This is a genomic window from Serratia myotis (assembly GCF_027474885.1).
GTDB lineage: Bacteria > Pseudomonadota > Gammaproteobacteria > Enterobacterales > Enterobacteriaceae > Serratia > Serratia proteamaculans.
Map to the genome: position 1 here is coordinate 1,554,093 of NZ_CP099707.1, position 25,995 is coordinate 1,580,087.

A 25,995-nucleotide genomic window follows, 5' to 3' on the forward strand; every position below is an offset into this window, starting at 1 on the left:
ATGATTGAGATACAGCAACTGAATGCAGAAGCGGCACACAACGCGGTCCCTGAACTGGCCGAAATGCTGCAAGCCAGCGTCGCCCAGGGCGCGAGCATTGGTTTTGTTATGCCGTTCAGTCTGGATCAGGCTCAGGCGTTCTGGCGTGGCCTGTTACCGGCGTTTGAGCGTGGGGAACGGTTGCTGTTGGTGGCATACGATGCCGGGCGGGTGGTTGGCACGGTACAATTGTTGCTGGCGATGCCGGACAACGGCCGCCACCGGGCGGAGGTGGTAAAGCTGATGGTGCACCCGGACGCTCGCCGCCGGGGCATCGCCCGTAGCTTGATGCTACAGGTGCAACAAAAGGCGGCTGAGCTTCAGCGGCATTTACTGGTGCTGGATACCCTGACCGGCGATACGGCGGAAGGCATGTATCGCCAAATGGGCTTTCAACTGGCCGGCAGCATTCCGCAATACGCCCTCGCCAGCAACGGCAGCGCGCTGGATGCCACCAGTTATATGTATAAGTTGCTGTAATTTTCCCCGTCGTCTTTCAAGCTGCAGCGTTGTTGGCTGCACTAGTTCACCCCAGTCACTTACTTGAGTAAGCTCCTGGGGATGAACGAGTTTGCCGCCTAGCTGCAACTCGAAATCCATAGGGTAATAGACTCAGTGAGGGCACTGACTGCAGCATCCATCTAATCCAACTACTGCCCGTTCCAGGCCTTGATGGCTTGCTGGCGTATCTGCAGTTTTTGCTCTGGCGTCAGCTTGTTATAGTCCTTCGCCATACCACTTTCCCAGTCGCCGTACAGCGGGTTCGGCAGCACGATGTATTCGGTGCCGAATTTGCTTTGGTTGTCGGCGACAAACGCCCGGCGCTGTGCGTTATCTTTGTGATAGGTCGCTGCGCCAAAGTCGTTCAGGTTGTCACCGGCGTAGACCACAATGTCGTAACCCGCGTTCTTGATGGCGTCGAAGCGTGGCTGCTTGTTGGAGGTGTCACCGCTAAGCAGCACGGTTTTTTCCGACATGCCGGTAAAGCCCAGTTTCTGCATATTGGCTACCGTAGCGGCGTATTCAGACAGCTTGCGGTTGGAAACGTAGAACATGGTGCCCTGATGGCTATTGACGTAACGGGCAAACTGCACGGCACCCGGCACTGCACCGGCTTGCTCCGCCTGTGACCATTTGGCCCAGGTGGCAGCGGCGAAAGGTTGGCCCTGCTGTGCTTGCCAGCCGGAGTACGGGCTGTTGTCGAGCAGGGTTTCGTCCAGATCAACCACTACCGCTTTCTTCTTGCCCGGGGTGGCCTTGGCCTGATCAAAGGCCAGTTTGGCACTGTTGAACGCCTGGTGTGACAACGCCTGATATTCGCCGGACTGCTGGAACCAGTTCAGTGCCAGCACTGACTGATCCGCCAGACGTTGCTGGGCTTGCAGATCGGTTTTTGGCGGCTGTGCACAGCCGGTCAGAGTCAGTAGCGCAATGCCAAACGCCGCGCCAAGGGCCACTGTCTGCCTGTTTTTTCCTGTCATAAAGGGATCGCTCTCTGGTTGTTATTGTGGTGTTTCTAAGTCCATCGTCATCTCAAACTGGCGTAATGGATCCTGTTGCCAGCCGAGCCGGTCGAAGAAGGGGGCGGCCACTTCGGGAACGTAGACGTTGGCCACCAGCGGTAACGGTGAAAACTTTGCCTGCAGCGCGGTCAACATCGCCCGGGCATGGCCCTGGCTGCGGTGCTGCGGTGGCACGTAAATCATGCGCAAAAAACACTTATCCGCACCGACCTGCACCACCGCATAGGCCTGATGCTGGCCAAAGGTAAAGGCGTAGGGTTTACCGGGCAGCTTGAAAAGCGATTCCGCGGCGATCAGCCAGGGCAGGCTAGTGGCACCTTCAGCCGTCAGGCGGTGGGAAACAAACAGCGGATCAATCTCTTGCAGCGGCACAATCTCGGCTGCGGCCTGCTCGCCGGCCTGATGGCCGGTCAGGGTTCCCACGATGCGCAGTCCGGCCTGATGGTACAGTGCAATCGCCGGGTCATTGCCTTCGATCACCTCCAGCGACAGTTGGCGATCGCCGCGTTCACGCGCGTCGGCAACAATTCGTTGCATCAGAGCCTTGCCCAACCCTTTACCGCGCATTTCCGGTCGGATAGACAACGCCGACACCCGGCTGTGTAAGCCGCGGCGGCTAATCAGCGCCAGTGCTACCGGTTGCTGTTGATGGGTGACGATAATGCTGTCATTCAGACTGAGATCTTCGGCACCGAAGCGGCGGGCGAAGGTGTCACCGTCAATAACGAAACGCACGATGTAGTTTTCAAAACAATGGCAGAGGATCTGTGCCAACTCGTCACTGTTGTAGCGCAGGGCGGAGTGGTATTCGAAGGGGGAAGTGTTTGGCATAGGTCATCCAGGTTGATTTGCGCAACATATAGATGTAGACCCGTTTGTTTTGTAAGGCAAGTTTCCTGGTGCGGTGATGAGGGGCAAGGGGAGAGGAAAATAAAAAAACCGGGCGTAGCCGCCCGGCGAAGTCACTCTGAGATCAAGTAGCCGAAGCTAAAGTTTGCAGTGGTGGTTATTCATCACATCAGAACTGGTAGGTCAGGGCGACAGCAATAACGTTGTCGTCTTTCAGACCCAGCTTATTATCGCCGTCGAGTTGGTTGATTTTATAATCGACATAGGTCGACATGTTCTTGTTGAAATAGTAGTAAGCGCCGACATCGATATATTTAACCAGGTCGGCATCGCCGATACCTTCAATATCCTTGCCTTTCTGCTGAACATAACCCAGCGATGGACGCAGACCGAAGTCGAACTGATATTGTGCAACCAATTCCAGACCTTCTGCTTTATTGGCAAAGCCGCTAACGGAGGTAGAATTGTTGTTGATGGTCGCAGTACCGGAAATAGGCGCGATATTACGGCTTTGCGAGTAGGTGGCCGCCAGATAAACGTCGTTATTGTCGTATTTCAGGCCGCCAGCCCAGATATCTGCTTTATCGCCCTTACCGAAGGTGCCTGCTTTTTGGCCGGCAGTACGGTTGGAAGAGGCGTAGGCAGCGCCAACGCTCAGACCGTCGATGATTTCATAGCTGGAAGACAGGCCCCAACCGTCGCCGTTCGCCTTGCTGTTGGCGCGACCGTCGTTTTCGTTCTTGCCCTGGTACTGTACCGCGAACTTCAGACCTTCAACCAGGCCGAAGAAGTCGTTGTTACGGTAGGTCGCCACGCCGTTGGTACGGCCATTCATAAAGTTGTCGGTCTTGACGTAAGCATCATCACCGAACTCTGGCAGCATATCCGTCCAGGCGCCGACGTCATAAATAATGCCGTAGTTGCGGCCGTAGTCGAAGGAACCGATATCTTTATATTTCAGACCGGCGAAGCCCAGACGAGTCTTGGTATCTTTCGCGCTGTCGGATTCAGAATGGTTAGCTGAAATCTGATATTCCCACTGGCCATAACCAGTCAGCATATCGTTAATTTGAGTAGCGCCTTTAAAACCGATACGCACATAGGTTTTGTCGCCATCATTACCGGCATCGTCAGAGAAATAGTGCAGTGCTTTTACGCGGCCGTAAAAATCAAGTTTGTTGCCGTCTTTATTGTAGATTTCTGCTGCCTGTGCTGTCTGCGCAATTAAAAGTGCCGGAATAATAACGGCCAGAAGATTACGTTTCATGATTTACCCTGCTTTATTCGATTGAAAGACGCTTATCATCAGTTGTACTGCTGTTTCACTGTGCCGCCCGTTTGTTTGCAGCGCAGGTTTTTTACCGTAGTTATGTGATCTATTTATGACAAAATATTCATTTCCATGTCGAACGATTAAAAAAGTTGCGGAAAGAGTGAATTTCTTCTCTGGATGACTGTCGGCTGTCATCGATACACCTCCGGGTATTGTGAGAAATCATGTGTGAGATTTATACATTGCGTCGCCTCGCGCGCCGTCCTCTGGAGCTAACCATCCTGTTTTTATGAATCTTTAGTGTTAAAAATCCCGATTTTCGCCTGCGGTGTTTGCGGGTAGCGTGGGGCTATCGGTAAATCGACAGGAGAAAATGATGCAACCTTCCCAACAGGCCGGCCAGCAGGCGTTCGGCGACATAGCCCCCAAACTGGCACAGCTCAGTGACAGCGTATTATTCGACGACGTCTGGCAGCGGCCGATACTCACCCCGCGTGAGCGCAGCCTGATCACCGTGGCGGCGCTGGTGGCGCTTAACCGCGTGGAGCAATTGCCGTTTCATCTGCAACTGGCCCAGCGCAATGGCGTGAACGTCGAACAGCTTGCCGAGGTGATCACTCATCTGGCGTTCTATGCCGGCTGGCCTGCGGCAGCCTCTGCCGTAACGCGTTTGCGCGAACTGAAACAGGAGTAGCCTCATGCCATTTAGCCGCATTGCTTTGCATCAGGGGAAATCTGCGCAATACCTGAAAACCCTGTCAGACAGCCTGCATCAGGCGCTGGTAGAAACCTTCAGCGTACCGCCGGCCGATAAATTCCAGGCCATCGATCAATATCGCCCGGGAGAGCTGATTTACGATCGTGACTATCTGGGCGGCCCGCGTTCGGCGGATTTTGTGCTGTTTTACATTACCGCTGGCCGTCCGCGCGATACCCTGACCAAACAGCGTTTTTATCAGCGGTTGGCGGAGCTGCTGGCGGAAAATCTGCAGTTACGGCCGCAAGATGTGATGGTGGTGATCACCACCACTCAGTTGGACGAGTGGTCGTTCAGTGCGGGTCGCGCCTCAATGATCGAAGGCCAGGCTGACGCGGCCGACGGTCTGTGGGACAATAGCGCCATCATTTCGTAACGATATAGAGTTGAATGGCGCTCTCCCCCGCAGTTAAAGATCAGATTGGCCAGTGGTACAAAGCCCTGCAGCAGCAAATACCGGATTTTATTTCCCGTGCACCGCAACGGCAGATGATCGCCGAAGTGGCGAAAACGCTGGCCGGTGATTATCCGCGCCATCTGGCGATCGAGGCACCGACCGGCGTAGGCAAAACCTTGTCATACCTGATCCCGGGGATCGCCGTTGGCCGCGCCGAGAGCAAACCTTTGGTGGTCAGCACCGCTAACGTGGCGCTGCAGGATCAGATCTACAGTAAGGATTTGCCGCTGCTGAAGAAGATCATTCCCGATCTGAAATTTACCGGTGCTTTTGGTCGCGGGCGTTATGTTTGCCCGCGTAACCTGGCGGCGCTGAGCACTGACGTCAGCGAGCAGGGCGACCTGATGCTGTTTCTGGGCGACGAACTGGCCCCTTCCAACGGGGAAGAACAGGCGCTGTGCCAAAAGCTGAGTAAAGCGCTCAGCCGCCATGAGTGGGACGGGCTGCGCGACCATTATCAGCTGTCGATTGATGATCCACTGTGGATCAAACTGAGCACCGATAAAGCCAACTGTCTGGGCCGTAACTGCCATTACATCCGTGAATGCCCGTTTTATATCGCCCGCAAAGAGATTGAGACCGCCGACGTGGTGGTGGCTAACCATGCGCTGGTGATGGCGGCGTTGGAAACCGAATCGGTGCTGCCCAACCCGAAAGAGCTACTGCTGGTGCTGGACGAAGGCCATCATCTGCCGGAAGTGGCGCGTGACGCACTGGAGATTGAGGGCGAAATCACCGCATTGTCGACTAACCTGCAGTTGGACATGATCGTGCGTCACGTTGAGCAGTGCATGACGCAATACCGACCTAAAAGTCCGCCGGGGTTGGCGAACGACGAACGTTTGAAAAACCATTGTGAAGAACTGCGCGAACTGATCCAGATTTTCGAGCATCAGGTCAGCGCTTATCTGCCGACTGACACCGTCATCGCCGAACACCGTTTTGAAATGGGCGAACTGCCGGCGGAAATGGTGGAAACCTGCGCGCGCTTGTTCAAACTGACCGACGCTTTGCGCGGGGTGGCAGAGTTTATCGTCAACGATCTCAGCGAACAGACCGGCAAGCACGACATTGTGCGTCTGCATCGTTCCATCATTCAGATGAGCCGTACCCTGGGGTATCTGGAGGCGATGAGCAAACTGTGGCGGCTGGCGGCGTTGGACAAGTCTTCCAATGCGCCGATCTCCAAATGGGTCACGCGCGACTTGCGCGATAACGTGACCCATCTGTATCTGCACTGCGTGGGGATCCGCGTCAGCGATCAATTGGAAAAGCTGCTGTGGCGCAAGGTGCCGCACGTAGTGATCACTTCGGCGACGCTGCGCTCGCTGAACAGCTTTGCGCGTCTGCAAGAAATGAGTGGGCTGAGTGAAAAGGCCGGCGATCGCTTCGAATCCCTGTCTTCGCCGTTCAATCACGTGGAGCAGGGCAAGATTGTCATTCCGAACATGCGCTTTGAGCCGGCGATGGCCAATGAGGCCGAACACCTGGAAGAGATGGCGCGCTTTTTCCGTGCCGAGCAGGCCAGCGGCAAGCACAAGGGCATGCTGATCTTGTTCAGCAGCCACCGGGCGATGCAGACCTTTCTCAGCTACGTCACCGATCTGCGCCTGATGCTGCTGGTACAGGGCGATCAACCGCGCTACCGGTTAGTGGAAGAGCACCGCAAACGGGTCGAGAAGGGCACCGCCAGCGTGTTGATCGGCCTGCAGTCGTTCGCCGAAGGGCTGGATCTGAAAGGTGAGCTGCTGACCCAGGTACATATCCACAAAATTGCCTTCCCGCCGATCGACAGCCCGGTGATCCTGACCGAGGGTGAATGGCTGAAGTCGCTGAAGCGCTATCCGTTTGAGGTACAGAGCCTGCCAAGCGCTTCGTTCAACCTGATCCAGCAAGTGGGCCGACTGATCCGCAGTAATGAATGCCACGGCGAGATCGTGATTTACGATCGCCGCCTGTTGACCAAAAGCTATGGGTCGCGCTTGCTGGCGGCGTTGCCGGTGTTTCCTATCGAACAGCGCGAAGTCCCTGAAGCAGACAAGGCGCACCTGGCCGCGGTCAAATCTGCCGCTGCGGCAGAGAAAAAAGACAAAAAGCGCAAGGATCCGTTCGCCCGTCGGCGTACGCGTTAATCAAAGCAGCGGCGGCAGGCGGCGCTTCACCGGCGTGGTTTTGACGATAGACGTGTTGCTTTGCGCGCACTCGGCCAGACGATCAAGGGTCTGGTCGAGTTGCTCCATCGAGTGCGCCACCAGACGCACGATAAAGCAGTCCTCGCCGGTCACCTTGTCACATTCAATTACCTCTGGGGTCGCCTGGATCATCTGTTCAACCTTCTTCAGCATGCCCGGCAGCGGTTTGATGCGCACCAGCGACTGAAAAGCGTAGCCCAACGCCTGCAAATCGACGTTCAGGGTGTAGCCCCGGATCACACCACTTTCTTCCAGCCGCCGCAGCCGTTCCGAAGTGCTGGGTGACGACAGTCCGGCGCTGGCGCTGAGGGTTTTCAGCGACACCCGTGCATCCTCGGCCAGCAGGGTCAGGATCTGGCGATCGATATCATCCATACAACCTCCATTAGGTTATTTATGTTTTATGCCTTCGATAAAAAGGCAGTTAAGCATAATGGCCTTTTTTATGCCATGGAAACCGGCGCGGGAAAGCCGCAAGATAAGCGTATTGGGCTACCCTGAGGAAACAACCATGAATGCAGAGATAAAACGCGGCTCGCTGGAGATGATCGCCGCGATGCTGATTTCCGGCACCATTGGCTGGTTTGTGCTGATGTCCGGCCAGCCGGTGATTAACGTGGTGTTCTGGCGTTGTGCGATAGGCGCGTTGGTGCTGCTGGCAATCTGCGCGGCGCTGGGCCAACTGCGACGTGATATTTTGACGCGCACTACGCTGCTGGTGGCGATTGCCGGTGGCGTCGCGCTGGTGATCAACTGGCTGCTGCTGTTTGCCGCTTATTCTTATGCGTCGATCTCCATCGCTACCGCGGTGTACAACACTCAGCCGTTTATGCTGGTGGCGCTGGGTGCGGTGTTTCTCGGTGAGAAACTGACCGCCCGCAAACTGCTGTGGTTGGTGCTGGCATTTGTCGGCATGATGCTGGTGGTATTGGCGCAGCCGAAACAGGCGGGCGGACAGAATAACTACCTGATGGGTATTCTGCTGGCGTTGGGGGCGGCGTTTTTCTATGCCCTGATGGCGCTGGCCGCCAAACGACTGAAAGGGACGCCGCCGCACCTGATTGCGCTGATCCAGGTCACGGTCGGCGTGGTGATGCTGCTACCGCTGGTGGATTTCCATGCCTCGGCCAGTGCCGGACAGTGGGGCATGTTGGTGACGGTCGGGGTATTACACACCGGGATCATGTACGTATTGCTGTATGGCGCGATCCAAAAGTTGCCGACCAACCTTATCGGCTCACTGTCCTTTATTTATCCGATTGCCGCCATGCTGGTGGATCGGCTGGCATTTGGTCATCGGTTGGTGGCGCTGCAGTTTGCCGGCGCGGCTATCATCCTGCTGGCGGCCGCGGGCATGAACCTGCTGGGTGAGCGCCGGGTTCGGCTAACGGCTGCGCCAGGCGGCAAGCAGGCCCCCGAACAGTGACAGAGCTGACAAACGGCGGCGGTAGATCTATGATAAAACCTGTTTCCCGCCACGCGGTACCAGGTGATTTATGGTTGATGCTTCCACACTTTTGCTGTTTTCCGGCGCCTGCCTGGCGCTGACGGTGACTCCCGGCCCGGATATGTTGCTGATCGCTTCACGCAGCGTCAGTCAGGGCCGACGCGCGGGTTTCGCGTCACTGGCGGGGATCCAGCTTGGCACCTATTGCCACGCCCTGGCGGCGGCGTTAGGCCTGTCGCAACTGTTCGTCGCGGTGCCGCTGGCCTATGACGCGGTGCGCATGTTGGGGGCAGCCTATTTGCTGTATCTGGCCTGGAAAACGCTGCGAACCGGCAGCAGTTTGCAGGCTTCTGCTGGGTTAGCGGCAGTACCGGCCATGCGGATTTTTCGACAGGGGCTGTTCACCAACATCCTCAATCCCAAAATGGCGCTGTTCGTTCTGGCATTGTTCCCGCAGTTTATCGATCCGCAGGCCGGTTCGTTGGTGGTGCAGATGCTGTTACTGGCGACGGTGCTGAATCTGGTGGGGCTGCTGATTAACGGCGGGTTGATCATGGCGGTCAGCAGCATGAAAAGCCGTTTCGTCGGCCGCCGCTTCAGCGCGCGCTGGCCGAACTACCTGCTGAGTGGCGTATTCGCCGGGCTGGCCTGCAAGCTGATTTTTGACAGCCGTAAATAGCCTTACGCCTGCAGTAATGCCTCAAACGCCGCGCTGGCCGGGCATTGCGCCAGCGCGCTGTACATCACCAGTCGCAAATGATTTTCCTCATCGACAATGAACGACGCATGTTCGAACGTCACCTGGCCGGCACCCGGCACCGTGAAAGTACGCTGCCCCTGGCAGAGGCCGTGAATATCATGCTGCTGCCACAGCTGGCGGAACTGCGGTGATACCTGTTCCAGCGTCTGAACCCGTTGCTGCATGGTGGCGTCTTCCGGTGCGCGGGCATAGTCGCGGCGAAAGCTGGCCAGGATTTGCGGCGCTTGCGCCTGCCACTCCATCAGCCGCTGGTTGAGCTGTGGATCGGCGAACAGCATCCACAGCATGTTGCGTTGTTGCGCCGGGCGATCTCCGATGGCAAACAGCCGATCCGCCGCCGGGTTCCAGGCGATGATGTCCCAGCTCAGGTTCATGACGTAAGCCGGGCGCAGTTTCAGGTCGTCCAGCAGGCGGCGTACCAGCGGCGATACCTGACACCATTGATGGCCTACCGGCACCGGCGGCCGCTGATGCGCCAGCAAAAACAGATGGTAGCGCCCGGTGGCATCCAGCTTCAGCACCCGCGCCAGGTTTTCCAGAAAATCCACCGAGGCGTTGATCTCCCGCCCTTGTTCCAGCCAGGTGTACCAGGTAAGGCCGACCCCCGCCAGTGCGGCCACCTCTTCGCGCCGCAGCCCCGGCGTCCGGCGTCGGGTACCACTCGGCAAGCCGACGGCCTGCGGCGATAATTTCTCCCGCTTTTGACGCAGAAAATCCGCCAGATCCTGACGGGTTCGATTGAGGGTGCGCGGTGGCATAGTGGCTGTCCTGTTGCTGTTAGTAATAGTATAACTGGCTATATAGTAACAGTTTATGACATGTTCCATACTGTCGCCATCTCAATCTTTGGAGGCATTTATGGAACAGTCATTAGCGGAGAACGATCGTCGTCTGCCTGGGTTACCGGTGTTGTTGCTGGGCGGTTTTGTGACGGTGTTTGACCTGTTTGTGGTGAACGTGGCCGCCCCGGTGATCCAGCAGCAGTTCGCCGCCGACTTTGCCGGCATCGGGCTGATTATTGCCGGTTATGAGTTGGCATTCGGTGTGTTACTGATTGCCGGTGGGCGGCTGGGCGATCGCTTTGGTCGCCGTCGCATGTTTAGCCTTGGCATGTTGGGCTTTACGCTGACGTCGGCGCTGTGCGGTATGGCGACCTCCCTCAGCATGCTGATCGTGGCGCGTTTTCTGCAAGGGGCAACGGCGGCGTTGCTGTTCCCGCAAATCTATGCGCTGTTGCGCGTGCTTTACAGTGAGCACCAGCGGCGGCGCGCCTTTGCCTGGCTGGGCATGACGCTGGGGCTGGCGGCCATTGTCGGTCAGATCTTCGGTGGCTTTATTATTGAAGCCGATATTTTCGGCAGCGGCTGGCGGATGATTTTCCTGATCAATCTGCCGGTGGGTGCGCTGGCGATGCTGGCGGCGCGGCGCATTCCCGAGTCACGCCTTGAACAGGCACAGCGGCTGGACGGCGTTGGCCTGCTGTTGGCGGCCAGCGGGTTGCTGCTGTTGCTGGTTCCGTTGCTGGAAGGGCCGTCACGCGGCTGGCCCTGGTGGGTATTGCCTGCGCTGGCGCTGAGCGTGGCGGTGCTGTGGGGCTTTATTCGCTGGGAACGCCGACTGGCGCTGGGTGCCGGAGACGCAGTGCTCGATCCGGCGTTGCTGCGGCAGGGGAGTTTCGCCCCAGGCGTGGCGGTGGTGCTGGCGATTTACTCGACCGCTTCTTCGTTCTTCCTGTGTTTTGCCCTGCTGCTACAGGCAGGCCTTGGCCTGACGCCGTTTCAGGCCGGCAGCCTGTTTGCCCCCGCCAGCGTGGCTTTTATGCTGGCTTCATTTTTGGCACCGATGTTGGCGCAGCGTTGGGGCAATGGCGTGTTGGCACTTGGCGTGGTGATTTACGCCGCGGGGATGGCCCTGCTGGTGGCACAGGTATTGTGGGGGGCGGCGCTGGTGCAGCCACTGTGGTTGTTGCCGGGGCTGGTGATCCTCGGCTTTGGCCAGGCACTGAGCATGACGCCGTTGCTTAATCTGGTGCTCGGACTGGCAAAACAGCAGCAGGCGGGGATGGCCGCCGGGGTGATTTCCACCGTGCAGCAGGTCGGCGGCGCCCTGGGGATTGCCGCCAGCGGTGCATTTTTTGTCCCCTTGCTGGCAGGCGGCGCAGGTGCTGAACGCTATGGGCAGGCGTTTGCCGGGGCAATGGTTTACAACCTGCTGGCGATGGTTGTCGCCTTTGTGCTGCTGAGGTGGATCATTCAACAACAGCGCAAAGTGGCTCTTCAGTAAACCGCGGGTGAGTGTTATTGCTATTTCATCTCCCCGATTACGCTAAAGGACGCTCAACGCCATGTATCAACCCGCTTCATTTCGTGATGACTGCCTGGAAAGCCAAATTGCGCTGGTTCGTGCCCACCCGCTGGGCATGTTAATCAGCCAGGGTGAGCAGGGCCTGGTAGCCGACCCGCTGCCGTTTTTGATTGACGCCGATGAGCAGGGAAACGTGGTGCTGCGGGCGCACCTGTCCCGCGCCAATCCCCACTGGACGTTGTTACAGAAGGTGCAGGAATGCCTGGTGATATTTCAGGGGCCAGAGGGATATATCTCGCCCGGCTGGTATGAAACCAAGCGTCAGACCGGCAAGGTGGTGCCGACCTGGAATTACAGCGTGGTGCAACTGCACGGCGTGCCCAGGGTAACGGAGGACGCGGGCTGGTTGCGGCAACAGCTGGAAGGATTGACAGCATTGCAGGAAGGACGTCAGCCTGAACCCTGGCGTATCGACGACGCCCCGGCCCATTACATTGCTGCGCAAATCAAGGGCATTGTCGGCATCGAGATCGCCGTGACTCGCCGTGAAGGCAAAGGGAAGATGAGCCAGAACCGCAGCGCCGAAGACGTTGACGGGGTGATCGCCGGGCTGCGTGCCGGTGATGCAGATCAGCAACGACTGGCGGATGAGGTTGAGCGGCGGCGTGGATAAGGTATGCTGAACCCAGACTGAATCAGGGGAACGCAGACGATGGATTACACCAAAATTATCAAAGAAATAGGCCGTGGCAAGAACCATGCGCGCGATCTGGACCGGGAAACCGCCTTCCAGCTCTATCAAAAGATGCTGGCCGGTGAAGTGGGCGAGCTGGAACTGGGTGGCATCCTGATTGCCATGCGCATCAAAGGGGAAGCCGAAGAGGAAATGCTCGGTTTTTACCAGGCGATGCAGCAGCAGGTGATGTGTCTGCAGGCACCACAAGGGCGGCCGATGCCGGTGGTGTTGCCGAGCTATAACGGTGCGCGCAAACAGGCGAACCTGACGCCTCTGTTGGCACTGTTGCTCAAGCGTGTCGGTCTGCCGGTCGTGGTGCATGGCGTGTTGGATGACAGCACCCGCGTCACCAGTGCCGAAACCTTCCAGGCGTTGGGCCTGCCCTGGTCGCAAGACGCCGCCGATGCCCAGCAGCGTCTGGATCAGGGTGAAGCGGTGTTTATCCCGATTTCGGCCTTGTCTGCACCTCTGGATCGTCAGCTTGGCATGCGCTGGCGCATGGGGGTGCGCAACAGTGCCCATACGTTGGCCAAACTGGCCACGCCGTTTACCGGGCAGGATGTGCTGCGTATCGCCAGCGTGTCGCATCCGGAATACGTTGGCCGGGTGGCCTCGTTTTTCCGCCAGATCGGCGCCCGTGGGTTGTTGATGCACGGCACCGAAGGCGAGGCCTACGCCAATCCGCAGCGTTGCCCGCAGATCCATTACATCGTTAACGGCGAGCAGCAGGTGCTGCTGGAGCGGCCGGGGCAGGATGAAGTGCCTGATCTGCCGGCAGCAAAAGATGCCGAAACCACCGCACGCTGGACCGAACGTTGTCTGGCGGGGGAAGTGGCAATCCCACTGGCGATCCAGCGCCAGATTGCCTGCTGTTTGCTGGCTACCGGTGAAGTCGGCAGCCTGGAGCAGGGACTGGAGCGTTTACGCAGCGCGTAAATCCCATCGTCTATACTGGAATACTTCGCGAATCGGCTGAAAGGATGGTTATGCAACAGGCTCTCGATTACTTCAATCAATTGAATCAGGATTACCTTGAGGTTCACCGCACCAAAGAAGATCTGTTCTGGCAGAACTATATGGGCACTGGCGGTGACGATGTTTCTGCACGCTTCTCGGCGGCGGAAAGCGCCTATAAACGCTTTATCGCTGAGCCGCGTCGATTGGCGGAGATCCGTCAGTTGCTCGCCGGGCTGGAGGTCCTGCCACAGGATGCGCAGCGCGACGCCTTGCAACACGGGCTGAACGGCTGGCTGCGTTTCTTTGACTGTAACGCCATTGAAGATGCCGAGGCCCAGACGCTGCTGGATCACATCATCAGCGCCGAAGCGGACCTTTATACCCGGCGCAAGGCCAACCCGGTCAGCCATTTGAATGCCACCGGGCAACGGGTGAACGCCTCGCTCGGCGAGCTGTTGACCAATCAGGCCACCAATGAAAATGAAGACTATCGCCGTAGTTCGCAGGAGGCGTTGCGTGAGCTGGAACAGTGGCTGCTGCATAACGGCCTGCCGGAGCTGATTGGCCTGCGCAACCGCTTTGCGCGCCAGATGGGCTTTCGCAACTATTTCGACTACAAGGTGAACAAAACCGAGCGCATGACGCCGGAACAGCTGTTTGCCATTCTGGATCGCTTCGAACAGCAAACCCGTGAAGCCAACTCACGCAGCCTGCAGCAGTTGGCAGCGCAAAAGGGCGAACAGGCACTGGAGCCCTGGAACCTGCGCTTTGCCAGCGCCGGTGACGTGACCCGCCAACTGGATCCTTACTTCCCGTTCGCCCAGTCGCTTGAGCGTTGGATCAACAGCTTCAAACGACTGCACATCGGTTTTCGCGGTGCGCAGATGGATCTCGATCTGTTGGTGCGTGAGGGCAAGTATGAAAATGGCTTTATGCATGGGCCGGTACCGCCGTTTATCCAGCAGGGGAAATGGCTGCCGGCACGGATTAACTTTACCAGTCTGGCGCAGCCGGATCAGGTGGGCAGTGGCGCTCAGGGGTTGAATACGCTGTTCCACGAGGGCGGTCACGCCGCTCACTTCGCCAATATCTGCCAGAATGCCCCCTGTTTCTCGCAGGAGTTCCCGCCGACGTCTATGGCCTATGCCGAAACCCAGTCGATGTTCTGCGACAGCCTGCTGGACGACGCCGATTGGCTGAAACGCTATGCGAAAAACGCCGCCGGCGAGCCGGTACCGGATGCGCTGATTGAGGCCAGCATTGCTGCGCGTCAGCCGATGCGTGCGTTCAACGAGCGCCATATTCTGCTGGTGCCGTACTTTGAATGGGCGTTATATCAGTGGGATGAACAGCAGTGCACGCCGGAGGCGATTACCGCGCTGGCGCGTGAGGTTGAGCACAAAATACTGGGCATCAGCGGCAGCCCGCGTCCGACGCTGGCGATCCCGCATTTGTTGTCGCTGGAGTCGGCCTGTTCCTATCAGGGCTATCTGTTGGCGCTGATGGCGGTCGAACAGACGCGTCACTTCTTCTTGCAGCGTGACGGTTACCTCACCGATAACCCGGCGATTGGCCCGGACCTGGCGCGCCACTACTGGCTGCCGGGTAACGGTGTCAGCCACGATGAGACGCTACGCAGCCTGACCGGCGAAGGCTTTAATCCGGACTATCTGGCGCAGGCCTGTAACCAGACGGTGGCACAGGCGTGGCAGGATGCGCAGCAGACCATCGCGGCTGCGGCTGCCCGGCCTCAACCGGCGGCGGACTTTGACCTGGCGGCGCATATCCGCGTGGTGGATGGCGAGCAGGTGCTGGCGGATAACGCCGAAGGTGACGAAAAGATGTGTCGTGATTTCGCTGCGGCGATTAACGCACGTCTGGTCTGAATCCCATGAGAAAAGCCCGCCAATAACGCGTATCAGCGGGCTTTTTATCAAAAATATGAGGTCACTCAGCGCTTTTGCGCATCCGGCCGGGTCAGATCGAAACGGTGCAGTTCCGAGATGCCATAGTAAGCGGTCGGGCCCCCTGCACGCAGAATAGGCTCGGCGGCGGCGGTTTGATAGACGCCATGTTCGTCCAGCAGTGCGGGATCGATATGCACCGCCACCACTTCCCCCAGTATCAGCCAGGTTTCCACTTTTTCGCCGCCGGCACTTTGCAACTGAATGCATTGCGACAGGCGACATTCAAAGTTCACCGGGCTTTCCGCTACGCGTTCGGCCTTCACCCGACGGCTGGGTAATGGTGTCACACCGGCAAAAGCGAATTCATCTTCCCCGCGTGCCAGGCTGGCGGAGCTGTTATTCATGGCATCGGCCAATGGGCGAGTCGCCAGGTTCCAGACAAACTCCCCGGTCTCGACGATGTTCGCCACGCTGTCTTTCCAGCCGGTGCTGGCGAAGCCGATGATCGGTGGGCGGTAATTGAAGCAGTTGAAAAAGCTGTAGGGTGCCAGGTTGCGCTGGCCAGTGACGCTGACCGATGAGATCCAACCGATGGGGCGCGGGCCGACGATGGCGTTTAGCGGATCATGCGGCAAACCATGCCCTGCGGCGGGTTCATAGTAATAACGGGACTCACTGCTCATAGGTGACCTGAGATAGGGAAACAGAGCTTTTATTCTGACGCGTTTCCCGTCGTCTGCAAGTTTGCCGCTGCTTTATGGTATCTTACGCGCCAGAAATACCTTTAAGAGAGCCCGTCACGGTGGAAAAAAAGAAAAGCTTCCCGCAGCAGAAAAGCGGACTGCACCCGCGTAACCGTCATCGCTCACGCTATGATTTCCCGGCGCTGATCGCCAGTTGCCCGGGGCTGGAGCCGTTCGTCAAGCCGAACGCCTGGGGCGATATCTCGGTCGATTTTGCCGATCCGGCGGCGGTTAAAATGCTCAACCGTGCGTTGCTGCAACATTTTTATGGTATCGAGCATTGGGACATTCCTGCCGATTACCTGTGCCCGCCGATCCCTGGGCGCTCCGATTACCTGCACCATTTGGCTGACCTGCTGGCGACCAGCAACGACGGTGAGATCCCGCGCGGTAAAGGCGTGGCGATCCTCGATGTAGGCATTGGTGCCAACTGCATTTATCCGATCATTGGCCTGCGCGAGTACGGCTGGCGTTTTACCGGTTCGGAGATTGACCCGGTATCGCTTAATTCGGCCAAAATGATCGTCGAAATGAACCCGACGTTGAGAAACAGCGTGCGTCTGCGCCTGCAAAAACAGCCGGAGTTTATCTTTAACGGCATTATCGGTGTGGCTGAGAAGTTTGATGCCACGCTGTGTAACCCGCCATTCCACGGTTCCGAACAGGAATCGCAGGCCAGCACCCGTCGCAAACTGCACAAGCTGGGCAAAGGCGAAGTGGCCGACAAGCCGGTACAGAATTTCGGTGGCAAAAATAACGAGCTTTGGTGTGAAGGTGGCGAAGAAGCCTTTGTGCGTAAAATGGTAGAGGAAAGCGTCAGCAAGGCGCAGAACTGCCTGTGGTTCACCTCGCTGATTTCCAAACACACTACTTTGCCATCGATTTATCACGCGCTGAAGCTGGCGGGTGCGGCCGAAGTGCGTACCATTGAGATGGCGCAGGGGCAAAAGATCAGCCGTTTCGTTGCCTGGACCTTCCATGACGCAGAACAGCAGGCCGCCTGGGCGGCAGAACGTTGGCGTTAATTCCCCAGATGCCGGTTATTTAACCGGCATCAATAATACTTTGCGTTTTCCTTTCAATTTCTTCAACTTGCGTTATTCTCAATGCAGTTACCAATAATAAAAATCCCGATTTAATTATTTATTTAAAAAATAATAGTCACCTTGCTAAATTGATATATTTACCCCGGTTAGCGTTATCTGTCTGGAGAATAAGGCCTGCCCGTTTCTCCGGCTGATGCGCGCCTGCGTGTGGGCGCGGCGTGCAGAAAAATAAAATGAAAAGCATTTGTTCGCTAAATCATCTGCCAGAAGGATCTTCACCCTATGCTGTTACGATTCAGTCAGTTAAATACCCACACCCGCGCGGAGCTAAACGCGATAGAAAATGCCGTTGCCATGATTGTCTTTAATCCGGATGGTACCGTGCTGCGCGTCAACGACTTATTTCTGCAGACCATGAAATTCCAGCGTCAGGAAGTGCTCGGCCAGCATCACCGTATTTTTTGCGATCCGCAATACGCCGAGAGTACGGCGTATCGTAAACACTGGGATATGCTAAATCATGGCAAACCTATCACCGACAATATAAAACGGATTCGCAAAGACGGTGAAACCGTATGGTTGCAGGGGACCTATACCCCGGTTTTGAACAAGCAGGGGCGGGTGGTGGAGATCGTCAAGATCGCCAGCGTGGTGACAGAGCGTATTACCCAGGCGCAGGAACATCAGAGTTTATTGGCCGCGCTAAATAGATCCATGGCGATGATCACTTTCAACGCACAGGGAAAGATCCTCGATGCTAATGACAATATGTTGAATTTAATGGGCTATCGGCTGGAGGAAGCGCGCGGGCAGTCGCATGCAGTGCTTTGCCCGCCGGATTTTGCCGCCTCCGACGATTATCGCCAACACTGGCAGCGTCTTGCGCGTGGCGAATTTATCACCGGGCGCTTTGAACGCGTAAACCGTCGCAGGGAACGGGTCTGGCTGGAAGCCAGCTATAACCCGATCCTCGACGAGGAAGGGCGGTTGGTGAAAGTGGTGAAGATCGCTCAGGACATCACCCAATTGATGATTCAGCAACAGCACGAGGAAGAGATGGTACGTAATGCGCATCATCTTTCCCTGGATACCGACCGGACCGCTGCGCAGGGGGCGGTGATCGTGCAGCAGGCGGTGGCCGGCATGCAGCAGGTGGAAGCGGCTGCGCGGGATACTTCGGCGGTGGTTAGCGAACTGGGTAACGGCTCGCAACAGATAGGCACCATGGTGGAGGCGATCCGTAAAATTGCCGCCCAGACCAATCTGCTGGCAATTAATGCCTCTATCGAGGCGGCACATGCGGGGGAGCACGGGCGAGGGTTTGCCGTGGTCGCTAACGAGGTGCGTACTCTGGCAGAGCAGTCTCGTCAGGCGGCAACCGAAATTGAGCGCATCACCAAAGCGATTCAACAGGGCGTGACGGCGGCGATTGCCGGAATGGCGGTGTGCGTGGAACAGGCGGGTGGCGGCGTAGCACTGACGCATGATGCCGGGGAAGTGATCAATCAGGTGAATGTTGGCATGCAGGATGTGGTCAGGCTGATGCAGACATTTGCTTCGGTGAAACAGACCGAGGCACTGCACTGAGACTTGTGACGCTAACCCCTGCCGGGGCTAGCGTCTTTTTTCACTCAGCTTGTTTGGTTGCCGACTCTTGCGAGCCCGGAGCATATGAAAGCTGCATGGCCTGCTGTGGCATGGCGATATCGGCCTGGTCAAAATGCATTTTTACCAGACGGTCGAGCGCATACTGCACCACCCATTGTTTCAGCGCCTGGGTACGCACGGTCACCCGGGTGGTGAAGGAACGGTCACCCAGTGCCACCACGCCATTGAATACCGGTTCACCCACCAGGAAGTGTTTCACCTGCTCGTCCTGTTTCAGCGCGTCTACCGCCTGATGCAGTACCTCATGAACATGGTCTATGTCTTCATCACGGCTCACGCTGTAGTTGGCGCGATATACGCCAAATTCGCGGGCATAGTTGGCCAGCGTAGTGATAGAAGAGAAGGGAACGATGTGATACACGCCGTAGTCGTCCCGCAGGCCGATTGAACGGATGGTCATGCGTTCCACCGTGCCGGTAATGCCGCTGACGGTGACATATTCGCCGGTATTCATGCCGTTCTCGAACTGGATGAAGACGCCGGTGATCACGTCTTTCACCAGCGTTTGCGCACCAAAGCTGATGGCCAGGCCCAGAGCCCCGGCACCGGCCAACAGGGGCGCAATGTTAATCCCTACCTGTGACAGCACAATCATGATGGTAATGGTACTGATCACGATGGCCAGCACGTTGCGAAACAGCGTCAGCAAGGTGCGTTCACGCGCGCTTGGGCGGATGCCATTGCTCAGTTCCAACGCCAGCCGGTGTTCGATAATGCTGGCCATCAGCGTCCAGCTGAAGACGGCGACCACCATAATCAGCAGGATATGTACCAGCCCACCAATGATTTTTTCGCCGTTCTCGCTACCGGCCCACTGATACAGATTGATCAGGTGCCAGGCGTCAAACAACAGCAGTGTTACCGCCAGCACCACCATCACCCGCAGTATCTTCAAGCCATTGGGGATATAAGAATTAATGCGCCGCTCCAGCATCGGGTAGCGCCGGTTGACGTCATCCGGCAGTGAAATGCGACGGAAAATCCAACGGGTCAGCATGCCGGAAAGCAAAGCACCGACGCCGATAACCACCAGACTTTTCACCGTTGCGGTCATCATAAAGCGCAGGCTGTTACCGATATCAAACTGTGACAGCGCAAATAACACCAGGAAATAAGCGATTGCCAGCAGGTGCCAGACATGGCCCAGCCCACGCAGAATGATGCTGAAGAATGCCATGGATCGTTCTGCCAGCAGGTTAATCTGTTGTTGTATCGGTTTGCGGTTACGCAGGATCAGCGCCACTGCATATAGCGTCAGCGCCAGCATGATCGCCAGGTTAGCCGCTGCTGCTGCCGGATAGCTGATTTGTGTCGCGACCACCGGCACCACCACCATCAGGCCGTAACCAATCAGGCCGCTAAGCCAGGCGAGGCGTTTGTTCCAGTAATGGGCGCTGGCATCGCTAAATGCAAAGGGACGCAGATAATCAAAGTCAGGCGAAAAAATCAGTCGCAGCACGGCTTTGAAGAATTCGATAACCGCGAAGGCGCTGAGAAACAGAGTTTGCAAGCGCAGGATGGTCGCGCTGTCGGCATTAACATGGCGGGCAAACAGGTTACCCGCAGCCAGTGCCAGTACCAGTACCAGCAGATCGACGGCGAAGGCCCCGAGGATTGCCGTTGGCAGCTTATACCACGGCCCCTGCTGCAGTTTGGCGTTGTGGCCCCAGCTACCCATCCGCTTGTACAGCGGGCGGATCAGCCGTCGGATCAGATGGAACAGGGCGAAGGTGGCCGCGACCGTCAGCAGAAAATAACCCAAGGCTCGGAAAAAACTGTCGGGATTAAAGGTGCGTTTGGGTCCGGAGTCGATCAGCTTTTGCAGCGAGTTTAACCGCTGGTTGACCGTGCTGATGCCCCCTTGCGCCAAACTGCTCAGGTTGTCGCTCAGCGACTCGGGCGTTTCTGACGCGGCGGGTTTCGTCTGGGTCTTGGGCGATTCATCTGCCGCCTGTCTGAGGTGGTCGATCAGCGTGGCGCGGGCTTTGTCGTCCTGCAGAATATCTGCCAGTGCGGTGTAGGAAGCCTTTTGCTGCTCGGTCTGGTCGCTAGCCGCGGTATTCTGCGCGGGTTGCGCCATCGCCAACGGGGAAGCGGTGCAGGTGACCAGCAGCAGTAGCAGGGGGAACCAACGTTCTCGCAGATGAGAACCGAATCGGGAGCATGCGGTTGCGGGCATTTATCCTCTCTTGGGGCTCTGTAAATCGGCGGATTGATACAAATGTTAATAAAAACAAGCAATATAGTAGGAAATGATACGAGGCGGGGAGTGGGAACGCGTGCTAAATAGAAACGGCGGGCGCAGAGTACGCCCGCCGTTGAACAGGATAAATCAGGAAACGTGCTGCAGGAACTCTTTCAAACGTGGGCTTGGCGGGTTGTTGATCAACTCATGAGGATTGCCGTCTTCCGCAATCCGTCCCTTATCGATAAAGATCAGACGTGACGCCACTTTTTCGGCAAAGCCGACTTCGTGGGTGACAATCACCATGGTCATGCCTTCTTCCGCCAGATCCTGCATCACCTTCAGCACTTCATGGCGCAGTTCCGGGTCAAGTGCGGAGGTCGGTTCATCGAACAGCATCATTTTCGGCTTCACCGCCAGCGCTCGGGCGATAGCCACACGCTGCTGTTGGCCGCCGGAAAGCTCTGAAGGATAGTGGTGCGCACGCTCAGCCAGGCCCACTTTGGCCAGCAGGTCACGTGCCAGCTTTTCCGCATCCGACTTTTTCAGTCCACGCACGCGAATGGGCCCAAAGGCGACGTTTTCCAGCGCGGTCAGGTGTGGGAACAGGTAGAACTGTTGGAACACCATGCCAGCTTCCTGACGGATCAGCCGATCGTCAACCTTGGGATCGTTAGCTTTCAGCCCGTCGACGATCAGATCGCCGCTGGTGATCTCTTCCAGCTTGTTGATGCAGCGCAGCAGTGTGGATTTGCCGGAGCCGGAAGGCCCGATAATCACTACCACTTCACCCTGGTTAATTTTCAGGTCGATATTGTGCAGCACCTGGGTTTGCCCAAAATGCTTGGAGACGTTTTTAAATTCAATCACAGGATTTTCATCCTTCTTTCCAGACGACGCAGCACGAAGCTCAGCACCAGAGTAATAATCAGATAAATAACCGCCACGGCGCTCCAGATTTCCAGCGCGCGGAAGTTACCGGCAATAATCTCCTGGCCCTGACGGGTCAGTTCCGCCACGCCGATCACGATAAACAGCGAGGTGTCTTTAATGCTGATGATCCACTGGTTACCCAGCGGTGGCAGCATGCGGCGCAGCGCCAACGGCATGATGACATAGCGGATGGTTTCGCGGCGTGACAGGCCCAGTGCCAGGCCTGCTTCACGGAAACCGCTATGAATTGACAGCACGGCGCCACGGGTAATTTCCGCAATATAGGCACCGGAGTTGATCATAATGGTGACCACCGCTGCGCTGAACGGGTCAATGCGTAAATCGTTGAACGCCATCGGCAGGGCGAAGTAGATAAACATCACCTGTACCACGATCGGCGTGCCACGGATAACTTCAATGAATACCAGAGCCACGTGGTTGGCAATCCAACCGCCGTAGGTTCGGGCAAAGCCGGCCACCAGGCCAATGATCAGGCCGCCAATCAGACCGAGGACCGAAATCCATAGGGTCATTTTGGCGCCTTCTAACAGGATGGGGATGGCGGGCCAGATGGCGCTCCAGTCGAACTGCATGGTGTTTTCTCCCGGTGATCCCAAACGTGGGAATCAGATACAACAAAGCGCAGGGGCTAAGACACCACCCCTGTGCTCAAGTGAATCAGTGACTGACTTCATCCGTTATTTAGGTTCGGTACCGAACCATTTTTTGTAGATTTCGTTGTAGGTGCCGTTGTCGCGCAGCGTTTTCAGCGCGCCATTGACCTTCACGCGCAGCTCGTCACTGCCTTTAGGGAAGGCGATGCCGTATTGCTGGGCTTCCAGTGATTCACCGACGGTTTTGAATTTGCCGGCGCCGGCAGTCTTGATGAAGTACAAGATATTTGGCGTGTCGTGCAGTACCGCGTCAGCGCGCTTGGTGCCCAGTTCCATATAGGCGTTATCGATGTTCGGGAACTGACGCAGGTCTTTGGTTTTGATGTGTTGTTTGGCGTAATCAACGGAACCGGTGCCGCTCTTCACCGCCACCACTTTACCGTTCAGGTCGTCAATGCCCTTGATGCTGTTGTCATTGGCATTCACCATCACCAGCAGGCCGCTTTTGTAGTAGCCGTCGGAGAACTCGATGGCCTTTTTACGTTCTTCGGTAATGGTAATACCGGCCAGCGCCAGATCGATGTTTTTGGTTTGCAGTGCCGGGATGATACCGCTGAAGTCCATTGGTTTCAGGGTGTAATCCAGTTTCAGTTCTTTGGCGATAGCGGCCCACAGGTCGATATCGAAGCCGACATATTTATCGCCTTGCTTGAACTCAAAAGGAACGAATGCGGTGTCGGTGGCGACGACCAGTTTGTCTGCTGCGTGGGAGCTTACGGCAAAGGCCAACGAAAGTGCGGCCAGGGAGACTTTAAAAATTGACTTCATGAGAGGAATTTCCTGTACAGGTTGCGGATTACCCATTTTTTATATTGCAGTTGGTGCCATGAAAAAATCGTGCCATGTTTTCAACTACTATAAAAACAAAGAGTTATGCTGTGATGTTGTGTTTGAGGATCGAATTATTATTTTTATGCACTTTATTGGGGCCCCAAAATAGTGCTTTGAGTGACCTGTTGGTGCAGTCGTCTATCATTAACCAAATAATGGTGCTGAAACAACCGATAGTTAACCATTTCGCTTCAATACTGATAACTAACTCTAACTTTTGTGCAGCAAGGGTGTTGCATCTGGTGCAGGAATGTTCAGTCAAAAAGGGCGGAAAGGCTTTTAGCCCATCAGCTTAACGCAGTTGGCTGTCTTTGCTGCCGCGGCGGTTATATAAGCTGCTAGCCGCCTGTTTTTTATCCAGCTCGGTTTGGCAGGCCAGGCAATAGCGCACGCCTTGCAGCGCTTGCCGACGCGCCAAAGGAATTTCTTCCCCGCACTCCTGACAATAATGCTCACTTTCGCCGTGGCCCAGCGCCTGTCTGGCACGCTGTACGGCATCATCCACGGTGGAATCGATTTGATCTTGCACGGCACCTTCTGCCGCCCATCCGCTTGCCATAGTCACCTCACTGTTGTGGCACCGTCTGCCGTCTAATTTATCTACTATGGGCGGTTTTTTGAGCAATTCAAGCCGTGCAAAAAGAAAAACAGGCTGGGGCAAAGCCCGCAGCCTGTTCAATCCCGCAATGCGGGCCGTTTTGATTGCTTTTAGCAGGGTTTATTCGATGTTGGATTCGATAAACCACAGGAACTTGTCCAGATCACGGGATGCCGCGGTGAACATATCCGCCGTATCTTCATCTTCCACTTCAGTGATGGCCTTGCGAATGTCATTGGCCACCGCACCGTAACGATCGGCCAGCGCTTTCAGGTGTTCCTGTACGCTATGGATATTGGTCGGATAGCTTTTCAGCGGGGTTTTATCGTTCACTACCTGCACGGTGCCCAAGGCGACGCCACCCAACTGCACGATGCGCTCGGCAAAAGTATCCTGATGATCGATAATCGCCGTACGGAACCCGTCCAGCATCTCATGAACGGCAATAAAGTTGGCGCCACGCATGTTCCAGTGGGCCTGTTTGGTGATCAGTGACAGGTCGATAAACTGGATAACCTGACGGTTCAGCGCCTTGATGGCCTCCAGCTTGGTTTTTTCGTCCATGTCATTGCGAGTGTAAAGCAGCTCAGAAGATTTCGTTTTCACCAGTTTAGCGGTACTCATATCAGATCTCCTCTTGTTGTGGCGTTGTCCTATTTTGGTTCGGGAGTAATTATAGCAATGACAGGGATTTTTGCAGGACGAAAATGGCTATTGGATAAATAGGGAGTAACGAATTGAAAATGTGATTTAACAGGCGTAGAGTGGTTTGGTAAAATTTAACTAATTGAATTTTAATTTAATTTTTTATTTCCTTTTGTAATATTTTATAACCCGATTTTATTATCATCCTTATTATTGTTTCAATCGGATGAAGCTGTGCTTTAAATTTAAAGGTCAATTGCAGAAATAGCCGTTAATTCATATTGATAGGCCAATGACATCTCCGCTAAGATATTCTGCCCTTATTTCAGAACCCGATGCCAATGAAAATCAACGTCGTTGGAACCAGTGGCAGTGGCAAAAGCACCCTGGCACGTCAGTTGGCGCAAACACTTGCGTTGCCCCATATCGAGTTGGACAAGCTGTTTTGGCGGTCAGACTGGCAAGGCACACCCGATGATGTGTTCTTGGTGCGAGTCGCAGAGGTACTGGCCGAGGCGGAAAGCGGCTGGGTGCTTGACGGCAACTATAGCCGAACCAAAGCGGTCAAGTGGAATGGCGTCGATTGGGTGGTGTGGGTGGATTATGGTTTCTGCCGTACGCTGTTTCAGGCAGTGCGGCGTGCCGCCACACGTGCATGGTCCGGTACCGAGTTGTGGGCGGGCACCGGCAATCGTGAAAGTTTCCGCCGTTCTTTTTTCAGCCGCGATTCAATTGTGCTGTGGACCCTCAAGACCTACCGTAAAAACCGGGTCGGCTATCTGGCTGATATGAGCAATCCCCGTTATCAGCATATCCGTTTTATCCGGCTGCGCTCACCTGGGCAAACCAGTGAGTTTATTCGCGATTTGTCCCGGCATTAAAGCGTGCCACGAGAAAGCCGGCCATTTCGACCGGCTGGCTGTTTACAGCAACAGGGTGTAATGCACTTTCATCACCGCTATTTTGATCAGCATCGGCGCGTTCAACTGACAACCGATTTGATGCGGCTCATGGGGGAAAAATATGGCGTACATGCCGGGAAACATCGTCAGCGTCTGACGATGGCGGTGGATATCCAACAGCTGCAAATCCTGAACTTCGTCATAGGGCAATTCGCTTTGCCAGTCACCCGGCATGCCGTAATCAATACGTTCTTCACCGCTGATTAACAGATGGATATCGGCATATTCCTGATGCAGCTCTGCGCGCCGGGTTTCCGCCAACCCGGTGGTTAGCGTCATCACGTCCATAAAGATCTTTTCACCGTCGATCTCATGCCGCCCGAGCGCCAGCTCAGGCAGATCGTATTGACGAAGGGTGGTGAGAGTTTCGATCAGTATCGGTGACAGCCCACGGCCATAGCGTGGGTTAAACAGAGTGTTATAAATCACTTTAATTCTCCATGTGGTGAACCCTGCCGGGTCCGGTTCCATAAAAACGTGGGGGGTACTGCGCGGAAAAGTATGCCTGT

Annotated in this window: 27 protein-coding genes; 13 read left to right on the plus strand and 14 right to left on the minus strand. The window is 56.1% G+C overall.

Features of this window, described 5'->3' with window-relative positions:
* On the plus strand, positions 1-519 hold the full coding sequence (locus NHG65_RS07320; protein ID WP_499183111.1) for a GNAT family N-acetyltransferase: 519 nt from the start codon (positions 1-3) through the stop codon (positions 517-519).
* A 170-nt stretch (positions 520-689) separates the two neighbouring features.
* On the opposite strand, the gene NHG65_RS07325 is transcribed toward NHG65_RS07320, so the two are convergent.
* The 4 genes from NHG65_RS07325 to NHG65_RS07340 form a co-directional block, all read right to left on the minus strand.
* Positions 690-1,520, minus strand: coding sequence for a 5'-nucleotidase, lipoprotein e(P4) family (locus NHG65_RS07325; protein ID WP_099064028.1), 831 nt, complete (start codon positions 1,518-1,520; stop codon positions 690-692).
* Between the two features lie 21 nt (positions 1,521-1,541).
* Positions 1,542-2,393, minus strand: coding sequence for a GNAT family N-acetyltransferase (locus NHG65_RS07330; protein ID WP_499183112.1), 852 nt, complete (start codon positions 2,391-2,393; stop codon positions 1,542-1,544).
* 187 nt (positions 2,394-2,580) lie between these two features.
* On the minus strand, positions 2,581-3,678 hold the full coding sequence (gene ompC / locus NHG65_RS07335; protein ID WP_099064030.1) for a porin OmpC: 1,098 nt from the start codon (positions 3,676-3,678) through the stop codon (positions 2,581-2,583).
* 3 nt (positions 3,679-3,681) lie between these two features.
* Positions 3,682-3,879, minus strand: coding sequence for a hypothetical protein (locus tag NHG65_RS07340; RefSeq protein ID WP_157765454.1), 198 nt, complete (start codon positions 3,877-3,879; stop codon positions 3,682-3,684).
* 181 nt (positions 3,880-4,060) lie between these two features.
* Here NHG65_RS07340 and NHG65_RS07345 point away from each other — a divergent pair, with 181 nt between their 5' ends.
* Genes NHG65_RS07345 through dinG form a run of 3 tightly spaced genes read left to right on the plus strand, consistent with a single transcriptional unit; the run spans position 4,061 to position 7,030 of the window.
* Entirely contained in the window at positions 4,061-4,378 is a 318-nt protein-coding gene (locus NHG65_RS07345) for a carboxymuconolactone decarboxylase family protein (protein ID WP_499183463.1), read from the plus strand.
* Positions 4,379-4,382: 4 nt separating this feature from the next.
* Positions 4,383-4,817 (plus strand): tautomerase family protein, encoded by a 435-nt coding sequence (locus NHG65_RS07350; RefSeq protein ID WP_099064032.1) that lies wholly within the window; start codon positions 4,383-4,385, stop codon positions 4,815-4,817.
* Positions 4,818-4,831: 14 nt separating this feature from the next.
* Entirely contained in the window at positions 4,832-7,030 is a 2,199-nt protein-coding gene (dinG, locus tag NHG65_RS07355) for an ATP-dependent DNA helicase DinG (protein ID WP_099064033.1), read from the plus strand.
* Here the strand turns inward: dinG and NHG65_RS07360 are convergent, their stop codons facing one another.
* Positions 7,031-7,465 carry an Lrp/AsnC family transcriptional regulator gene (locus NHG65_RS07360; protein WP_099064034.1) on the minus strand — a complete coding sequence of 145 codons (435 nt, stop codon included), beginning with the start codon at positions 7,463-7,465 and terminating at the stop codon, positions 7,031-7,033.
* A gap of 136 nt (positions 7,466-7,601) precedes the next feature.
* Between NHG65_RS07360 and NHG65_RS07365 the strand changes: the two genes are divergently transcribed.
* On the plus strand, positions 7,602-8,516 hold the full coding sequence (locus NHG65_RS07365) for a DMT family transporter (protein WP_099064184.1): 915 nt from the start codon (positions 7,602-7,604) through the stop codon (positions 8,514-8,516).
* Between the two features lie 70 nt (positions 8,517-8,586).
* A complete protein-coding gene (locus tag NHG65_RS07370; protein ID WP_085115842.1) occupies positions 8,587-9,216 on the plus strand; it encodes a LysE family translocator in 630 nt (209 codons plus the stop codon).
* 2 nt (positions 9,217-9,218) lie between these two features.
* Here NHG65_RS07370 and NHG65_RS07375 read toward each other — a convergent pair whose 3' ends face one another.
* Entirely contained in the window at positions 9,219-10,055 is an 837-nt protein-coding gene (locus NHG65_RS07375; RefSeq protein WP_099064035.1) for a helix-turn-helix transcriptional regulator, read from the minus strand.
* Between the two features lie 100 nt (positions 10,056-10,155).
* On the opposite strand from NHG65_RS07375, the gene NHG65_RS07380 reads away from it, so the two are divergent.
* From NHG65_RS07380 to NHG65_RS07395, 4 genes are all read left to right on the plus strand, one after another.
* The gene (locus NHG65_RS07380; RefSeq protein ID WP_499183113.1) at positions 10,156-11,580 is read left to right on the plus strand and encodes an MFS transporter; all 1,425 of its coding nucleotides are present in this window, start codon (positions 10,156-10,158) and stop codon (positions 11,578-11,580) included.
* A gap of 61 nt (positions 11,581-11,641) precedes the next feature.
* Complete coding sequence (locus NHG65_RS07385; RefSeq protein ID WP_261427079.1) at positions 11,642-12,274, plus strand: FMN-binding negative transcriptional regulator; 633 nt, start codon at positions 11,642-11,644, stop codon at positions 12,272-12,274.
* Between the two features lie 39 nt (positions 12,275-12,313).
* On the plus strand, positions 12,314-13,273 hold the full coding sequence (gene ybiB, locus NHG65_RS07390; protein WP_499183114.1) for a DNA-binding protein YbiB: 960 nt from the start codon (positions 12,314-12,316) through the stop codon (positions 13,271-13,273).
* 50 nt (positions 13,274-13,323) lie between these two features.
* Positions 13,324-15,180 carry a M3 family metallopeptidase gene (locus NHG65_RS07395; protein WP_499183115.1) on the plus strand — a complete coding sequence of 619 codons (1,857 nt, stop codon included), beginning with the start codon at positions 13,324-13,326 and terminating at the stop codon, positions 15,178-15,180.
* 65 nt (positions 15,181-15,245) lie between these two features.
* On the opposite strand, the gene NHG65_RS07400 is transcribed toward NHG65_RS07395, so the two are convergent.
* Positions 15,246-15,884 carry a flavin reductase family protein gene (locus tag NHG65_RS07400; protein ID WP_099064040.1) on the minus strand — a complete coding sequence of 213 codons (639 nt, stop codon included), beginning with the start codon at positions 15,882-15,884 and terminating at the stop codon, positions 15,246-15,248.
* 119 nt (positions 15,885-16,003) lie between these two features.
* On the opposite strand from NHG65_RS07400, the gene rlmF reads away from it, so the two are divergent.
* Together rlmF and NHG65_RS07410 are read left to right on the plus strand one after the other, a co-directional pair.
* A complete protein-coding gene (gene rlmF, locus NHG65_RS07405; RefSeq protein WP_170287984.1) occupies positions 16,004-16,969 on the plus strand; it encodes a 23S rRNA (adenine(1618)-N(6))-methyltransferase RlmF in 966 nt (321 codons plus the stop codon).
* A 303-nt stretch (positions 16,970-17,272) separates the two neighbouring features.
* Positions 17,273-18,577, plus strand: a complete 1,305-nt coding sequence (locus tag NHG65_RS07410) for a methyl-accepting chemotaxis protein (protein ID WP_499183116.1) — start codon at positions 17,273-17,275, stop codon at positions 18,575-18,577.
* Positions 18,578-18,617: 40 nt separating this feature from the next.
* Here the strand turns inward: NHG65_RS07410 and ybiO are convergent, their stop codons facing one another.
* The 6 genes from ybiO to dps all read right to left on the minus strand — a co-directional run bounded on the left by ybiO (position 18,618) and on the right by dps (position 24,503).
* Positions 18,618-20,837 (minus strand): mechanosensitive channel protein, encoded by a 2,220-nt coding sequence (gene ybiO, locus NHG65_RS07415; protein ID WP_499183117.1) that lies wholly within the window; start codon positions 20,835-20,837, stop codon positions 18,618-18,620.
* A gap of 153 nt (positions 20,838-20,990) precedes the next feature.
* Positions 20,991-21,713 carry a glutamine ABC transporter ATP-binding protein GlnQ gene (gene glnQ, locus NHG65_RS07420; RefSeq protein ID WP_012005910.1) on the minus strand — a complete coding sequence of 241 codons (723 nt, stop codon included), beginning with the start codon at positions 21,711-21,713 and terminating at the stop codon, positions 20,991-20,993.
* Positions 21,710-22,369, minus strand: coding sequence for a glutamine ABC transporter permease GlnP (gene glnP / locus NHG65_RS07425; protein ID WP_099064044.1), 660 nt, complete (start codon positions 22,367-22,369; stop codon positions 21,710-21,712). Before glnP ends, glnQ begins: the two co-directional genes overlap by 4 nt.
* A gap of 105 nt (positions 22,370-22,474) precedes the next feature.
* The gene (gene glnH, locus NHG65_RS07430; protein ID WP_085115857.1) at positions 22,475-23,218 is read right to left on the minus strand and encodes a glutamine ABC transporter substrate-binding protein GlnH; all 744 of its coding nucleotides are present in this window, start codon (positions 23,216-23,218) and stop codon (positions 22,475-22,477) included.
* A gap of 355 nt (positions 23,219-23,573) precedes the next feature.
* Positions 23,574-23,840: a DksA/TraR family C4-type zinc finger protein gene (locus tag NHG65_RS07435; protein ID WP_099064186.1), complete on the minus strand. Its 267-nt coding sequence runs from the start codon at positions 23,838-23,840 to the stop codon at positions 23,574-23,576.
* Between the two features lie 159 nt (positions 23,841-23,999).
* Positions 24,000-24,503: a DNA starvation/stationary phase protection protein Dps gene (dps, locus tag NHG65_RS07440; protein ID WP_261415639.1), complete on the minus strand. Its 504-nt coding sequence runs from the start codon at positions 24,501-24,503 to the stop codon at positions 24,000-24,002.
* A gap of 362 nt (positions 24,504-24,865) precedes the next feature.
* On the opposite strand from dps, the gene NHG65_RS07445 reads away from it, so the two are divergent.
* Complete coding sequence (locus NHG65_RS07445) at positions 24,866-25,405, plus strand: P-loop NTPase family protein (RefSeq protein ID WP_099064046.1); 540 nt, start codon at positions 24,866-24,868, stop codon at positions 25,403-25,405.
* Positions 25,406-25,447: 42 nt separating this feature from the next.
* Here the strand turns inward: NHG65_RS07445 and nanQ are convergent, their stop codons facing one another.
* Positions 25,448-25,915 (minus strand): N-acetylneuraminate anomerase, encoded by a 468-nt coding sequence (gene nanQ / locus NHG65_RS07450; protein WP_099064047.1) that lies wholly within the window; start codon positions 25,913-25,915, stop codon positions 25,448-25,450.
* Positions 25,916-25,995: the final 80 nt, after the last annotated feature.

Coding starts and splice junctions, on each gene's coding strand:
- ybiO (WP_499183117.1), bottom strand. CDS start 20,837: ATGCCCGCAACCGCATGCTCCCGATTCGGTTCTCATCTGCGAGAACGT.
- glnP (WP_099064044.1), bottom strand. CDS start 22,369: ATGCAGTTCGACTGGAGCGCCATCTGGCCCGCCATCCCCATCCTGTTA.
- NHG65_RS07385 (WP_261427079.1), top strand. CDS start 11,642: ATGTATCAACCCGCTTCATTTCGTGATGACTGCCTGGAAAGCCAAATT.
- NHG65_RS07435 (WP_099064186.1), bottom strand. CDS start 23,840: ATGGCAAGCGGATGGGCGGCAGAAGGTGCCGTGCAAGATCAAATCGAT.
- NHG65_RS07325 (WP_099064028.1), bottom strand. CDS start 1,520: ATGACAGGAAAAAACAGGCAGACAGTGGCCCTTGGCGCGGCGTTTGGC.
- NHG65_RS07375 (WP_099064035.1), bottom strand. CDS start 10,055: ATGCCACCGCGCACCCTCAATCGAACCCGTCAGGATCTGGCGGATTTT.
- NHG65_RS07445 (WP_099064046.1), top strand. CDS start 24,866: ATGAAAATCAACGTCGTTGGAACCAGTGGCAGTGGCAAAAGCACCCTG.
- NHG65_RS07340 (WP_157765454.1), bottom strand. CDS start 3,879: ATGACAGCCGACAGTCATCCAGAGAAGAAATTCACTCTTTCCGCAACT.
- NHG65_RS07350 (WP_099064032.1), top strand. CDS start 4,383: ATGCCATTTAGCCGCATTGCTTTGCATCAGGGGAAATCTGCGCAATAC.
- NHG65_RS07400 (WP_099064040.1), bottom strand. CDS start 15,884: ATGAGCAGTGAGTCCCGTTATTACTATGAACCCGCCGCAGGGCATGGT.
- NHG65_RS07380 (WP_499183113.1), top strand. CDS start 10,156: ATGGAACAGTCATTAGCGGAGAACGATCGTCGTCTGCCTGGGTTACCG.
- ompC (WP_099064030.1), bottom strand. CDS start 3,678: ATGAAACGTAATCTTCTGGCCGTTATTATTCCGGCACTTTTAATTGCG.
- glnH (WP_085115857.1), bottom strand. CDS start 23,218: ATGAAGTCAATTTTTAAAGTCTCCCTGGCCGCACTTTCGTTGGCCTTT.
- NHG65_RS07360 (WP_099064034.1), bottom strand. CDS start 7,465: ATGGATGATATCGATCGCCAGATCCTGACCCTGCTGGCCGAGGATGCA.
- NHG65_RS07410 (WP_499183116.1), top strand. CDS start 17,273: ATGCTGTTACGATTCAGTCAGTTAAATACCCACACCCGCGCGGAGCTA.
- NHG65_RS07330 (WP_499183112.1), bottom strand. CDS start 2,393: ATGCCAAACACTTCCCCCTTCGAATACCACTCCGCCCTGCGCTACAAC.
- NHG65_RS07345 (WP_499183463.1), top strand. CDS start 4,061: ATGCAACCTTCCCAACAGGCCGGCCAGCAGGCGTTCGGCGACATAGCC.
- NHG65_RS07320 (WP_499183111.1), top strand. CDS start 1: ATGATTGAGATACAGCAACTGAATGCAGAAGCGGCACACAACGCGGTC.
- dinG (WP_099064033.1), top strand. CDS start 4,832: ATGGCGCTCTCCCCCGCAGTTAAAGATCAGATTGGCCAGTGGTACAAA.
- dps (WP_261415639.1), bottom strand. CDS start 24,503: ATGAGTACCGCTAAACTGGTGAAAACGAAATCTTCTGAGCTGCTTTAC.
- ybiB (WP_499183114.1), top strand. CDS start 12,314: ATGGATTACACCAAAATTATCAAAGAAATAGGCCGTGGCAAGAACCAT.
- NHG65_RS07370 (WP_085115842.1), top strand. CDS start 8,587: ATGGTTGATGCTTCCACACTTTTGCTGTTTTCCGGCGCCTGCCTGGCG.
- NHG65_RS07365 (WP_099064184.1), top strand. CDS start 7,602: ATGAATGCAGAGATAAAACGCGGCTCGCTGGAGATGATCGCCGCGATG.
- NHG65_RS07395 (WP_499183115.1), top strand. CDS start 13,324: ATGCAACAGGCTCTCGATTACTTCAATCAATTGAATCAGGATTACCTT.